Raw genomic sequence first — 14,204 nt, 5'->3', positions numbered from 1 at the left:
AAACGGTTTATACTTAATTAGGCTTAAAGTTTTCTTAAACACACAGTCAAACATTTTATAAGGAGGAATGACAATAATGAGTATCGGAATCATTATTGCGAGCCACGGCGAATTTGCTGCGGGTATTCATCAATCAGGATCTATGATCTTTGGTGAACAAGAAAAGGTTCAAGTTGTAACCTTTATGCCAAATGAAGGTCCAGATGACCTTTACGCTAAATTCAACAACGCTGTGGCTGCATTTGACGCAGAAGATGAGGTTCTAGTATTGGCTGACCTTTGGAGTGGATCTCCATTCAACCAAGCTAGCCGCGTGATGGGAGAAAATCCAGAACGTAAGTTTGCCATCATCACAGGACTTAACTTGCCGATGTTGATCCAAGCCTACACAGAGCGCCTTATGGACGCGAATGCAGGTGTGGATAAAGTCGCTGCGAATATCATTAAAGAAGCCAAAGATGGCATCAAGGCTCTTCCAGAAGAGCTTAACCCAGTTGAGGAAGTTGCAACTGCTGCAGCTGCTCCTGCCGCACAAGCTGCTATTCCAGAAGGAACTGTTATCGGTGACGGTAAACTGAAAATCAACCTTGCTCGTCTAGACACTCGTCTACTTCACGGTCAGGTTGCGACTGCTTGGACTCCAGATTCAAAAGCAAACCGTATCATCGTTGCTTCAGATAACGTTGCTAACGACGACTTGCGTAAAGAATTGATTAAACAAGCAGCTCCAAACGGAGTAAAAGCCAACGTTGTTCCAATTCAAAAATTGATTGACGTTGCAAAAGACCCACGTTTCGGTGACACTCATGCCCTTATCTTGTTTGAAACACCACAAGATGCACTTCGTGCAATCGAAGGTGGCGTGCCAATCAAGAGTCTTAACGTTGGTTCTATGGCTCACTCAACAGGTAAAACAATGATTAACAACGTTTTGTCTATGGACAAAGAAGACGTTGCAACCTTTGAAAAAATGCGTGACCTCGGTGTTGAATTTGACGTACGTAAAGTACCAAACGACACGAAAAAAGATTTGTTTGACTTGATTAAAAAAGCAAACGTTCAATAATGTTAATCTGTTTCTATCATTTTCGAAAACAGGATTAAATACTTTATTAAAACTAAATAGAAAAGGAATAAAACCATGTCAGATATTTCAATCATTTCTGCTATCTTGGTTGTAGTTGTTGCCTTCCTTGCAGGTCTTGAAGGTATCCTCGACCAATTCCAATTCCATCAACCAATCGTCGCATGTACCCTTATCGGACTTGCAACTGGTAACCTCGAAGCAGGTGTTATGCTTGGTGGATCTCTTCAAATGATCGCCCTTGGTTGGGCAAACATCGGAGCTGCCGTAGCTCCTGACGCTGCTCTTGCATCTGTTGCCGCAGCGATCATCTTGATCAAAGGTGGTAACTTTACTACTGATGGTATCGCCGTTGCAACAGCAACAGCTATCCCTCTTGCCGTAGCTGGACTTTTCTTGACTATGATTGTTCGTACAATCTCAGTTGCCTTGGTTCACTCAGCTGATGCTGCCGCTAAAGGCGGAAACTTTGCTGCTGTTGAGCGTGCTCACTTTGTTGCACTTCTTCTTCAAGGTCTTCGTATTGCAATCCCTGCTGCCTTCCTTATCGCTATCCCAGCTTCTGCTGTTCAAGACGCTCTTGGTTTGATGCCAGACTGGTTGAACGGTGGTATGGCTGTCGGTGGTGCTATGGTCGTTGCCGTTGGTTACGCTATGGTTATCAACATGATGGCAACTCGTGAAGTATGGCCATTCTTCGCTATCGGTTTTGCTCTTGCAGCAATCTCTCAATTGACTTTGATTGCCCTTGGTGTCATCGGTGTTGCCCTTGCCTTCATCTACCTTAACCTTACAAAACAAGGTGGAAACGGTGGCGGCGGAGCTGCGACTTCTAACGACCCAATCGGTGATATCCTAGAAGACTACTAGAAAGGGGAACAATCATGGCTGAAAAAATTCAATTATCAAAATCAGATCGTCAAAAAGTTTGGTGGCGTTCACAATTCCTTCAAGGTTCTTGGAACTATGAACGTATGCAAAACTTGGGTTGGGCTTACTCATTGATCCCAGCTATCAAAAAATTGTACACTAAAAAAGAAGACCAAGCGGCTGCTCTTGAGCGTCACCTTGAGTTCTTCAACACTCACCCATACGTAGCTGCTCCAATCATGGGAGTTACGCTTGCACTTGAAGAAGAGCGCGCTAACGGTGTAGAAATCGATGACGCGGCTATCCAAGGGGTTAAGATTGGTATGATGGGACCTCTTGCTGGTATCGGTGACCCAGTATTCTGGTTTACAGTTCGTCCTATCCTTGGAGCCCTTGGTGCATCACTTGCTGCATCTGGTAACATTGTTGGTCCCCTTCTCTTCTTCTTTGGATGGAATGCTATCCGTATGGCCTTCCTATGGTATACACAAGAGTTCGGTTACAAAGCTGGATCTGAAATCACTAAAGACATGTCTGGTGGTATCTTGAAAGACATCACCAAAGGAGCATCTATCCTTGGTATGTTCATCCTTGCCGTTCTTGTACAACGTTGGGTATCTATCAACTTTACTGTGAACCTTCCAGGTAAACAATTGGCTGAAGGAGCTTACATCAACTTCCCAGAAGGTGCTGTAACAGGTGGAGAATTGAAGGGAATTCTTGGTCAGGCCCTTAGTGGTTTGAGCTTAGATAGCGTTCAACCACAAACTCTTCAAGGTCAGTTGAACTCATTGATTCCAGGATTGATGGGACTTCTCCTTACTTTCCTTTGCATGTGGTTGCTTAAGAAAAAAGTATCACCAATCGCAATCATCCTTGCTCTCTTTGCAGTAGGTATCGCAGCTCGTTTCTTCGGTATCATGTAATCCAAGCAATTGAGAATATAGATAAAAAAGAATCAGGTTTATTACCTGATTCTTTTTGTGTATCAATTTTTTCTTCTAGTCAGATAATGCAAGCCTCCAATCACGACTGCTAGGATAGCTGTATAGATGACTTGAGGGGGTTCTAAAGGCACAAAAGCTCCTTGCAGGATAAATGTATTGGCAAGTACGCCAACAAGGGCTGCAAGGCTCAAAAATGCGAGCAAGACTAGTTTGTATCGATTAAATGGCAGACTGACCTTGGCAACTAGACACAGACCATTGACCAAAGCAAGTAGGAAGCAAATAAATTTGACCTGACCTGGGACAGTGATAAAGAAGTTCGTCAAGAGTACACTAGCGACTAGAATGCCACCACCAATAGCAGCATTGGTCAAAATATCTCGCATAAAATGTGTGCTGACCTTTTCTTTATTGGACTCAAAAGTCAGGAAGAAGGATGGAATCCCAATCGTAATAGCTGAAATGATTGTAAACTGAATGGGGATAAAGGCGAATTCCAAACCAAATACCACACTCAAAATCGCAAAAACGATGGAGAAGAAAGTCTTTGTTAGAAAGAGAGAGGCTACCTTTTGGATGTTATTGATGACACGGCGTCCTTCCATCAAGATATCATAAAATACTGCAAAATCATCTGTGAGAAAAACAATATTGGATACACTTTTGGCTGCGCTAGTAGCACCATTCATAGCAAAACTGATATCTGCTTTTTTGAGAGCTAGAACATCGTTGACTCCATCACCGCTCATGGCAACTGTTTTACCAGCCTTTTGCAAAATAGTCACCATCTTTTGCTTCTGTTCAGGTGTTACCCGACCAAAGATATCGTGTTCCAAGACCACTCTCTCAAAGTCCTCGTCACTAACCTTGGTCATATCAATCACACGGGCTGATTCTTTAAATCCTGCCTTACGAGCAACCCCATATACAGCCACATGATTATCCCCACTGATAATCTTTACTTCCACTCCCTGAGACTCGAAATAGTCAAAGGTTTCCTTGGTATTTTCCTTAATCTCATCTGACAGAACGACGTGGCCTAATAGTTCCATATCGGCTGGGCTTGTAATCTGGTCCTTGCTATAAGCAAGCGATAATATTCGAAAACCTTGCTGTTTTAGATGTTCATAGTAGGCATCCATCGGCTGGGTAAAGCCGAGAAACTCATAAGCACCGAAAAAGTAAGTCCCTCCATCTTTAACTTGGACAAAGGAATACTTGTTTTTACTTGAAAATGCACCGACTTCTTGAACTTCCCACTTTTTCTCACAGGTTAAGTAAGTCTTCAGAGCTCGGGAAGTTGCATTTTCATCTTCGAAATAAGCCAAATAAGAAGACAGTTTCTCTGCTACATTAACATCCATTTCTTGGACCTTCATATTACCAGTTGTGATGGTACCTGTCTTATCAAAACAAAGAACATCTACTCGCGCCAAGGTCTCTACACAGTATAGCTCCTGCACTAGAACCTTCTTTTTAGCCAGCTTCATGGCCGCTACTGCTAGGGAGACACTGACAAGGAGAATCAACCCCTCCGGAATCATGCCGACCAAGGCACCTGAACTTCCCAATACAATTTCAACATAAGACCGTCCTAGACTAAAACCTCTGACATAGAGCAGAATGGCAACTGGCACCAGCAAGATCGAGACGATTTTTAAAATCTTATCCATGTAATCGCGTAGTTGAGAAGGGTATTTTTTGAATTCCTTGCTGGATTTTGCGAGTTTGTTAATATAGCTATCTGGTCCCACAGCTGTCGCCGTGACCAGACAAGTACCGCTGACAACATTGCTTCCGCTCATCAGCTGGTCACCAACTGTTTTAAAGACCGAATCACTCTCACCAGTCAGCAAGGACTCATCAACTTCAATATTCCCTTCGAGGACTTCCGCATCAACAGGTACCTGGTCTCCCAGATTGAGATGCAGGTACTCCCCTAAAACAATATCCTCCGGATCAATCTCGATCGTTTGACCATCTCGATTGACCCTGTACTTACTCTTACCAAGCAAACTCAGCTTTTCTAAGGCATTTTTTGAACGCACTTCTTGTAAAATCCCAATGGCTGTATTGATAGCAATCACACCTAAAAAGAACATATTCTCAAATCGCATGGTTGTGGCTACCAGAACTGCCAGAGCCAAGTTCATGGCATTAAAGAAGGTAAAGATATTTGAAACGACGATTTCCTTGGTTGTTTTATAGGGTTTAATATCGCTGATATTTCGTTGACGATCCTTGATGTCTTGACTACTTAAATACTTCATTTCTACTCCAATATCCTTTTGTACTACTATAGTAACACATATCTTTTTCTCTGTCACTTAAAGACTCAAAATAAGAAGAACTCCCTTGGCAAGCATCATCTGTCACCACTTTTAAAAAAGAGGCTAGGATTCCCCTAACCTTTTTTCTTTATGCTTTATTCTGCCAAGGCACCCATTGGATCCCATGGTGCGAGTACGATTGGTTCTGCTTCATAGGCAGCTTGTTCTTCTGCTGTCAGCAATTCCTTACGGACAACGATTTGATAGGTGTATTCATCCATCCAAGCGTCTGAGGCGACGAAGTAACCATCTGTACCGACCTTGTCTCCCCATGAGTTTTCAACTTTCCACTTGGTTGACTTGCCATTTTCGTCCAAGTCCACACCTGTCAAGACCATGGCGTGAGTCATCAAACTTTCGCTGTAGTCCAAACGTCCAGCCTTGTCTTGAGTGAGTTGAATGTCCATACTTGATTCGAAGTCATAAACATCTGTCGCAAGGATTCCAGCTTTGCGGTTGCTGAGCTGGCCAACATCTGAACCAAACCAAACAGTTTCTCCTGTTTGCATTTGGGCAATGGCCAATTCTTTCAAGCGCTCCATTGGAACGTTGATGTAGCGAACTGCACGGCTACCAACCACATTCCCCAACATCTCAACTGTGTAAGATTTGCCGTAAGGCTTGTCAGCAGTCGGAGCATTGATAACCGAAACATAATCTTCTAGAGGAAGATTGACATATTTCTTGTAAAACTCTTGTGGTGTGATACCCTTTTCGCTTTGGTAGTTATCATCCTTATCACGATAAGCAAAGTCAAACTGACGTGGTGGAAGCCCCAATGACATAGCAAGGAAGTTAAAGATTTCTTGCAAGAGGTCTTCTTTCTTGGCCTGAACAGTCGCTTGGTCTGCCCCAGAAGTAATCAAGTCACGCAAGATTTGAGCATCTTGGCGGAGCAATTTGTTAAGAATTGCATTAAGCTCACGGCTGCTGCTAGAAGAAACAGACTCAGGATAAACAGACTTAGGAACGACACCGTATTTCTCAAAGAGGGCAACGACCATATCCCATTGTCCACCGTCTTGTTGAGGGGTTTGGAGTAGGAAGCTAACCTTGCGGCTCGTCAAATCTTGGTCTGCAGTCGCAATCACTTGTTCCAAGAACCAGTTGGATTTCTCGTACTTGTCCCAGAAGAACGTGTGGGCTTGTGACAATTCAAAGTTCTCAAGCTTATATTGAGAGATGAGTTTGTGGCGGAAGGTATTGAGAGCTGCAAACATCCAGCAACGACCAGATGCTTTCTGATTAGTGACCTTGTCCTTGGTCAAATCCAATGAGAAAACAGGTGCATTGTCGACATGGCTTTGGCGACGCTCTAGGGCTGCAAAAATTCCGTTGTGACTGGCAGCATTTTCGATTGCTTGGTATTTGACATTTGCTTCATAGTTGGCAAATAGTTTATCTGTAAATGATTCTTGAATCGCGTTCATAGATTCCTCCTTTTATTCTACTGTCTATTATAACTCTTTTCACAAAGGAAGCAACTGAAAAACGAAAAAGGCAGGGACATTCTCCTCACCTTTTTCGAATATAAATCCAATTAAGCAATACTATCAAGGAGAACTTCTAACTCTTCCTTGGTCAAGCGACGCCATTCTCCTCGTTCTAAGTTCTCATCCAAAACTAAAGTTCCCATAGTCAAACGTTGCAGGTCTACCACTTCCTTACCACAGTAAGCTACCATGCGTTTGACCTGGTGGAATTTGCCTTCAGCAATGGTCACGCGAACCAGACTTTGATTCTTTTCTGGATCTACCGACACAATCTCCAGCTTAGCAGGCTGACAGGTAAAATCCTTGAGAGGAATTTCCTTAGCAAATGTCTCTACGTCTTCTTGGGTCATGATTCCCTTGACTTGTGCCTGATAAGTCTTGTCCACATGACGCTTGGGTGAAAGGAGAGCATGGGCCAGCTGACCGTCATTGGTCAAGAGCAAAAGGCCATGCGTGTCAATATCCAAGCGTCCTACTGGGAAAACTTCCTTGGTCCGAGCAATATCATCCAACAAGTCCAACACTGTTCTGTGTTTAGAATCCTCAGTCGCAGAAATAACTCCTTGGGGCTTGTTCATCATGTAGTAGACAAACTCTTCATACTCCAGCACTTGGCCATCAAAGCGAATCTCATCTCTTTCTTCGTTAATCTGCAATTTAGCTGACTTTTCTTTTTTACCATTTACCGTCACGCGCCCAGCCTTCAAAAGGTTTTTGACCTCCGTCCGGCTCCCCACAGCGCAGGCAACTAAAAATTTATCTAATCTCATAGAACTATTATATCATACTCAAAAGGAGGCTGATACAATGACTCCTTTTCGTTTCATACTCTTCAAAAATCAAATTCAAACCGCGTCAACGTCGCCTTGCCGTATGTATAGTTACTGACTTCGTCAGTTTCATCTGCAACCTCAAAACAGTGTTTTGAGCTGACTTCGTCAGTTCTATCTACAACCGCAAAGCAGTGCTTTGAGCAGCCTGCGGCTAGTTTCCTAGTTTGCTCTTTGATTTTCATTGAGTATCAGATTTAAGAAATTAGCTTCCTCGTCTCCAGAAAATAGCTAATACAATCATAGCACCGAGAACCGCTGGAATAATGGCTGTACCGTTTAGACTTGGCCCCCAAGAACCAAAGAGTAATTGTCCTAAAAAGGCACCAATCCAACCGAGGAACATCTTCCCAAAGCATCCCATACGTTCTCCACGATTTGTGATAGCTCCAGCTAATAGTCCGATTAAAAGACCGACAAACATGCTTCCAATCATAGCTTCTCCTTAATTTGCCCAATCTCCATTACGGAAGAGTGGTACGCGTGTTCCATCCTCACGGATACCATCGATATCCATTTGATTCGAACCAATCATAAAATCCACGTGAACATCTGAACGGTTCAGTCCTGCAGCTTCAAGCTCTTCTTCGCTCATCTCTGCCCCACCAACGACGCTGGTCGCATAGGCCGCACCGATAGCCAAGTGGTTTGAAGCATTCTCATCGAAAAGCGTGTTAAAGAAGGTAATGCCTGACTGAGAAATTGGGCTTGGATCTGGTACCAAGGCACATTCACCCAAGGCACGCGCACCCGCATTTTCAAAGACAAGGTCCTTCATGACCTGATCACCCTTTTCAGCAGTAATGTCTACGATTTGACCATCCTTGAAGGTTACTTTAATGCCTTCGATGATATTTCCGTTGTAGCTAAGTGGTTTTGTAGAGGTTACATACCCATCTGCACGACGGAAGTCAGGAGCCGTAAAGACTTCTTCTGTCGGCATATTTGGCAAGAATCCTTCTCCCTGTGCATTGATAGCACCAGCTGATTCCCAAACGTGGTTCTTTGGCAAACCAAGTGTCAAATCAGTTCCTGGCGCTGTGTAGTGAAGGGCTGAAAATTGCTCTTTATTAAGCATTTCTGCCTTACTCTTAAGAATGGCTGCATGTTCTTCCCAAGCCTTAACGGGATCTTCTTCATAGACACGACAAGTTTTGAAGATTTGGTCCCAAAGGAGATCGACTGCTTCTTCATCGCTCGCAGCATTTGGAAAGACCTTCTTGGCCCACTCAAGCCCTGCTGCAGCTGCTACAGTCCAACTAACCTTGTTGGATTGAGTTGCGATGCGCATCGGCTTCATAGCGAGTCCCATCGCTTTTGCAGAAGCTGAAAGCTTGTCCGGATCCACTCCGTTCAAGGCACCTGGATCAGAAGAACGGACACCGAGACGGCTAGCCTTATTCTCCAAGAGATAGTTCATCTCAGCAATCTTGTATTCTGGCACATTGTCCAGACGCTCCATCGGCGCGTGGAGGAATTTCTCACGGTTGATCACATCATCTGTCCACTGAACGATGACCTCATGTGCACCCAAGGCATAAGCTTCTTTCACGATCAAATGCGCCAACTCACGTTGCTCCACATCGATAGAAAGAGCCAAAGTGTGACCAGGTTGCACATTAATTCCATTCGCAACCAACAATTTCGCATATTTTTCTAGATTTTCTTTAAAATTTGGTAAAACCATTTTGTTTTTCCTTTTCTTTTGTTATTTTTCCTTCAAAGCAGAAAATAATCCTGCTAAAGCAATGGCACCAGACAAGAGCGCTGTCGATAGAATAATTGTTTCATCTGCCAGCTCTAGCTGATAGTCAAAAATCTTTTCAGCAGGTTTATCTTCCGCAAAAATCCTAAGCTTCATAAAGATGTTCTCCATTCTAATTCTTAAAACAAATCATCAAACAAACTCAACTGGTTATCCTCTGGCATATTGCCGAGAATACCCATTTCATCCATCTTTTCAACCAAGGTGGATGACAGTCCGCCACGCTTGCGGAGTTCTGTCTTAGAAAGGAACTCACCCTCTTGGCGCGCTCGTACCAGTTGCTTAGCAACGTTCTCTCCCAGACCATCCATTGCGACAAATGGCGGAATGAGGGTGTCCCCATCGATGAGAAATTCGGTCGCATCACTACGGTATAGATCTAGCTTGCCAAATTTGAAACCACGTTCCCACATCTCATTGACAATCTCAAGAGTTGTATAGAGGTCAATCTCCACATTAGAGGCTTCATTATTCTTCCGTTTTTCAGCGATTTCTTCCATTCTGCGCTTGATGGCATCCAAGCCCGCACCCATGGTCTTGATATCAAAGGCCTTGGCTCGGATGGAGAAGTAAGCACAGTAGTAATAAATGGGATGGTGAACCTTGAAGTAGGCTACGCGAAGGGCCATCATAACGTAGGCTGCCGCATGAGCTTTAGGGAACATGTACTTGATTTTCCCACATGATTCGATATACCACTCTGGCACCTTATTAGCCTTCATAGCTTCGATATAGCCATTTCGCTCCTCTTCGGAAATCTTCAACCATAAGCCCTTACGCACCCGTTCCATGATGGTAAAGGCCATCTTAGGTTCGAGACCCGCATGCATGAGGTAAACCATGATGTCGTCCCGACAACCGATAACGGTTGATAGGTCCGCAATTCCTTGCTTGATCAAATCCTGGGCATTTCCCAACCACACATCAGTACCGTGGGACAGACCTGAGAGCTGAAGCAATTCCGCAAAAGTCGTCGGATGGGTTTCATCGACCATCCCACGTACAAAGTTTGTTCCAAACTCTGGGATTCCCAGCATGCCCGTCGGCGTTCCGATTTGCTCCGACGTCACCCCAAGTACATCCGTCCCAGAAAAGAGGGCCATCACGCCTTCATCATCCATAGGAATTTCATTAGGGTCAATCCCAGACAAATCCTGCAATTTTCGAATCATGGTCGGATCATCATGCCCCAGTACATCGAGTTTGAGGACATTCTCATCGATATCATGGAAGTTAAAGTGAGTCGTCTGCCATTCAGCCGTCACGTCATCCGCTGGATACTGAACAGGCGTAAAGTCGTAGACATCCATGTAGTTAGGAATAACAACAATTCCCCCCGGGTGTTGTCCTGTTGTCCGTTTGACACCAGCTGCACCTTGAGCAAGGCGTTCCACCTCTGCATCACGATAAAACTTCCCGTAGTCTCTCTCGTAGCCCTTGACAAAGCCATAGGCAGTCTTGGCAGCCACCGTACCAACCGTTCCTGCACGGAAGGCATATTCCTCACCAAAGATATCACGCACATCCAAGTGGGCGCTAGGCTGGTCTTCTCCCGAGAAGTTCAAGTCAATATCGGGAACCTTGTCCCCATCAAAACCAAGGAAGGTCTCGAACGGAATATCTTGTCCATTTTTGCTAAGTTTATGACCACAGTTTGGACATTCCTTATTGGGCATATCAAACCCTGAACCATAAGAACCATCGGTGATAAACTCGCTGTACTGACACTGACCACAAACATAGTGTGGAGAGAGAGGATTAACCTCTGTGATCCCGATCATAGTCGCAACAAAGCTGGACCCAACAGACCCACGAGAACCAACCAAGTAGCCCCGTTCATTGGAACGTTGCACCAGCATCTGCGATGCCAGATAAATCACGGCAAATCCATTCCCCAGAATAGAAGTCAATTCTTTTTCAATCCGCAAATCAACAATATCTGGCAGCGGATTGCCATAAATCTCAAAAGCTTTTTTGTAGGTCAGCTCGGCGACCGTTTCTTCCGCCTTGTCAATGAAAGGTGTGTACAAGTCACCCTTAACAACCTCAACAGGTTCAAAGATATCTGCCAAGGCATTGGTGTTTTCAATGACTAATTTGCGTGCTAAATCTTCTCCCAAGAAAGCAAATTCATCCAACATTTCATTGGTCGTTCTAAAATGAGCCTTCGGTAGCGGTGCTGGTTGGGCATGTTCACCATGACCGATGGTTCGGTTAATCATAGCCCCCTGGCCCAAACTACGGACAATAATTTCACGGTAAATCTCTTCTTCCGGTTCGATATAGTGGACATTTCCCGTAGCCAGAACAGGCTTGCCAAGACGGTCCCCGACCTCTATCAAACTCTTGATAATGGTCTGGAGTTCCTCCATATCCTTGACCTGCTCCTTAGCAATCAAGGGAGCATAGATAGCTGGTGGCATGACCTCGATAAAGTCATAATACTTGGCCACTTCAACCGCCGCATCCACACCTTGGGAAACGACTGCATCAAAAACTTCACCTTCGGAGCAAGCCGACCCTAAAATCAAGCCTTCCCGATGGGCATCTAGAACCGTTCTCGGAATCCGTGGCACCCCTTCAAAGTACTTGGTATTGGACAAAGAAACCAGCTTAAAGATGTTTTTTAGACCTACTTGATTCTTGACATAGATGGTCGCATGCTTGATCCGAGCTTTTTTATAAGAATCTGGACTGATTAAATCAATGTTTAGTCTAGCTAGATCGGTCACACCATGTTTTTCTGCTACCTCTTTGATAAAGATGAAAAGCAGACGACCAGTCGCTTCCGCATCGTAGTTGGCCATGTGGTGATGTTCAAGTGCTACACCAAAACGCTTAGTCAAAGGTCCCAAACCATGACGTTTATACTCAGGATAGAGATTTCTAGCAAACTCCAGCGTATCGATAACTGGCTGGCTAATCTTAGGCAGACCATGACGCTCATAATTGGTATTCATAAAACCAACGTCAAAGGTGGCATTGTGGGCGACTAAGACTGTATCCTTGCAAAATTCTTGGAATTCTTGTAAAACTTGTTCCAGTGGTTTGGCATTTTTGACATGATCATCTGTAATACCTGTCAACTCCGTAGTAAAGGCTGACAATGGATGCCCGGGATTGATAAATTCATCAAATTCGGCAATAACATTCCCCTTATACATCTTAGAGGCCGCAACCTGAATCAAGTCATTATAGATAGCTGATAGTCCTGTCGTTTCCACGTCAAAAACTACGTAGGTTGCTTCTGACAAGTCCATCTCCACTTCATTATAGACGATAGGAACACGGTCCTCCACGATATTGGCTTCCATTCCATAGATCAGCTGGATTCCAGCTTTCTTGGCCGCCTTATAGCCGTGTGGGAAGGACTGAACATTTCCGTGGTCCGTGATGGCAACCGCCTTGTGTCCCCACTTAGCAGCTGTAGCAACAATCTCCTCTACTTCTGGAAGAGCATCCATAGTCGACATGTTAGTATGAGCATGAAACTCAACCCGACGCTCACCCTCTGGCATCAAATCCTTCCGCTCATAGTGAACAACTTCCTGCACATCCTGGACGTTCATGGTCAAATCTCGTGTGAAGTTATTCATCTCTACATTTCCACGAACACGGAGCCAAGAATTCTTCTTAATGATGTCAAACTTCTGAGCCTCTTCTTCATTCTTAACCCATTTTTGCATTGAAAAACTTGAAGTGTAGTCTGTCATTTTAAAGTTGATCAAAACGCGACCAGTTCTGGTCACCTTATGCTCCACATCAAAAACGACCCCTTCAAAGACCAGGCGATTTTCCTCAGTCGTCACGTCGATCATCTGGGTAACTTCAGCCTTATCTAGTTTAGGCTTGGCCGCAGCCTTTTTAGCCTGAAAATCAAAGGCTGGCTTCTCTTCTACTGGAGGAGGAGCCATTTGTTCCAGTTGCTCCATAGCTCGTAAAGCTTCTTCGTTGGCAGCCTGGACGATTTGTTCATTCTCCACATGAAAGGCTTCTTCCTGCTCTTGTGTAAGAGCATCATTCTTTTCTATTTGGCATACAAAAGCTGGAAAACCAAACTTTTCGAGTTGCTTTGCCAAATTAGGAAGATGATTCTTCTTAAAGTGCTCCTTATCAATCGCCTCTGAACCTTCAATAATGAGTTGATTTCCCTCCGCACGAACGTTTAAATTCTGGTAAAGAGATTTAAACCCCTGACTTGCACATGGACCTTCAGAAAAAGCCTCTCTATAGTAGGCCTGCAAGAGTTCATTAGAGAATCCTTGAGAAAGAGCCTTGATTTCGAAAACAGCTCGGTTTCCTGTCTTAGAAAATTCTTCACCAAGCCCTTTCTTTAACTCTAAAAAGATTTCAATCGGTAAAATATTAGAAAATACAAAATGAAATTCCCAAATCTTACTAATTTTATGAACCACAACACGCTCAATTCTGGCATCAACAAGAGCAGGATTCTGTCTCAATTGTTCAGAGATTCCTAGTTGATTCATTAAAATTTCAAACTTACTTGACATTCATTTTCCTCACATTATTCTCTTACTATTTTACCATAATTAAAGAAAATATATGACTAGTACCATTCCTTAAACACTGCTAGTTTACCCAAATTTGTTCAGTAAACAAAAAAGAAGACTCTCAGAATCTCCTTAGTAAATAAAAAAAGATACCCTTAAGTATCCTCGTAATCAATCGGGAAGACAGGATTCGAACCTGCGACACCTTGGTCCCAAACCAAGTACTCTACCAAGCTGAGCTACTTCCCGCGTTAAATAAAAAAATGCACCCTAGAGGAGTCGAACCTCTAACCGCCTGATTCGTAGTCAGGTACTCTATCCAGTTGAGCTAAGGGTGCTCATCATTATATGCCGAGGACCGGAATCGAACCGGT

Annotated in this window: 10 protein-coding genes and 2 tRNA genes; 3 read left to right on the top strand and 9 right to left on the bottom strand. The window is 44.0% G+C overall.

Annotation, left to right across the window (positions count from 1 at the left end; translation table 11 throughout):
* Positions 1-76 precede the first annotated feature (76 nt).
* The 3 genes from MK385_RS06790 to MK385_RS06780 all read left to right on the top strand — a co-directional run bounded on the left by MK385_RS06790 (position 77) and on the right by MK385_RS06780 (position 2,880).
* Positions 77-1,066, top strand: coding sequence for a PTS sugar transporter subunit IIB (locus MK385_RS06790; protein ID WP_268725638.1), 990 nt, complete (start codon positions 77-79; stop codon positions 1,064-1,066).
* Between the two features lie 75 nt (positions 1,067-1,141).
* Positions 1,142-1,954 carry a PTS mannose/fructose/sorbose transporter subunit IIC gene (locus MK385_RS06785; RefSeq protein WP_061426591.1) on the top strand — a complete coding sequence of 271 codons (813 nt, stop codon included), beginning with the start codon at positions 1,142-1,144 and terminating at the stop codon, positions 1,952-1,954.
* Positions 1,955-1,968: 14 nt separating this feature from the next.
* The gene (locus MK385_RS06780; RefSeq protein WP_000818316.1) at positions 1,969-2,880 is read left to right on the top strand and encodes a PTS system mannose/fructose/sorbose family transporter subunit IID; all 912 of its coding nucleotides are present in this window, start codon (positions 1,969-1,971) and stop codon (positions 2,878-2,880) included.
* Between the two features lie 62 nt (positions 2,881-2,942).
* On the opposite strand, the gene MK385_RS06775 is transcribed toward MK385_RS06780, so the two are convergent.
* The 9 genes from MK385_RS06775 to MK385_RS06735 form a co-directional block, all read right to left on the bottom strand.
* Positions 2,943-5,171 carry an HAD-IC family P-type ATPase gene (locus tag MK385_RS06775; protein WP_268725637.1) on the bottom strand — a complete coding sequence of 743 codons (2,229 nt, stop codon included), beginning with the start codon at positions 5,169-5,171 and terminating at the stop codon, positions 2,943-2,945.
* A gap of 155 nt (positions 5,172-5,326) precedes the next feature.
* A complete protein-coding gene (pepC, locus tag MK385_RS06770) occupies positions 5,327-6,661 on the bottom strand; it encodes an aminopeptidase C (protein ID WP_268725636.1) in 1,335 nt (444 codons plus the stop codon).
* A gap of 110 nt (positions 6,662-6,771) precedes the next feature.
* Positions 6,772-7,494 carry a pseudouridine synthase gene (locus MK385_RS06765; protein WP_268725635.1) on the bottom strand — a complete coding sequence of 241 codons (723 nt, stop codon included), beginning with the start codon at positions 7,492-7,494 and terminating at the stop codon, positions 6,772-6,774.
* Positions 7,495-7,759: 265 nt separating this feature from the next.
* On the bottom strand, positions 7,760-7,990 hold the full coding sequence (locus tag MK385_RS06760; protein WP_198460174.1) for a GlsB/YeaQ/YmgE family stress response membrane protein: 231 nt from the start codon (positions 7,988-7,990) through the stop codon (positions 7,760-7,762).
* A 9-nt stretch (positions 7,991-7,999) separates the two neighbouring features.
* Positions 8,000-9,241 (bottom strand): aminopeptidase, encoded by a 1,242-nt coding sequence (locus MK385_RS06755; RefSeq protein ID WP_268725634.1) that lies wholly within the window; start codon positions 9,239-9,241, stop codon positions 8,000-8,002.
* A gap of 21 nt (positions 9,242-9,262) precedes the next feature.
* Positions 9,263-9,415, bottom strand: a complete 153-nt coding sequence (locus MK385_RS06750) for a hypothetical protein (RefSeq protein WP_000776613.1) — start codon at positions 9,413-9,415, stop codon at positions 9,263-9,265.
* Positions 9,416-9,438: 23 nt separating this feature from the next.
* Entirely contained in the window at positions 9,439-13,830 is a 4,392-nt protein-coding gene (locus MK385_RS06745; protein ID WP_268725633.1) for a PolC-type DNA polymerase III, read from the bottom strand.
* A gap of 175 nt (positions 13,831-14,005) precedes the next feature.
* Positions 14,006-14,079, bottom strand: a tRNA-Pro gene (locus tag MK385_RS06740).
* A 15-nt stretch (positions 14,080-14,094) separates the two neighbouring features.
* Positions 14,095-14,168, bottom strand: a tRNA-Arg gene (locus MK385_RS06735).
* Positions 14,169-14,204 lie beyond the last annotated feature (36 nt).

This window comes from Streptococcus oralis (assembly GCF_026782125.1).
Lineage (GTDB): Bacteria > Bacillota > Bacilli > Lactobacillales > Streptococcaceae > Streptococcus > Streptococcus oralis_CE.
This window is presented reverse-complemented; position numbering and strand designations above follow the sequence as displayed.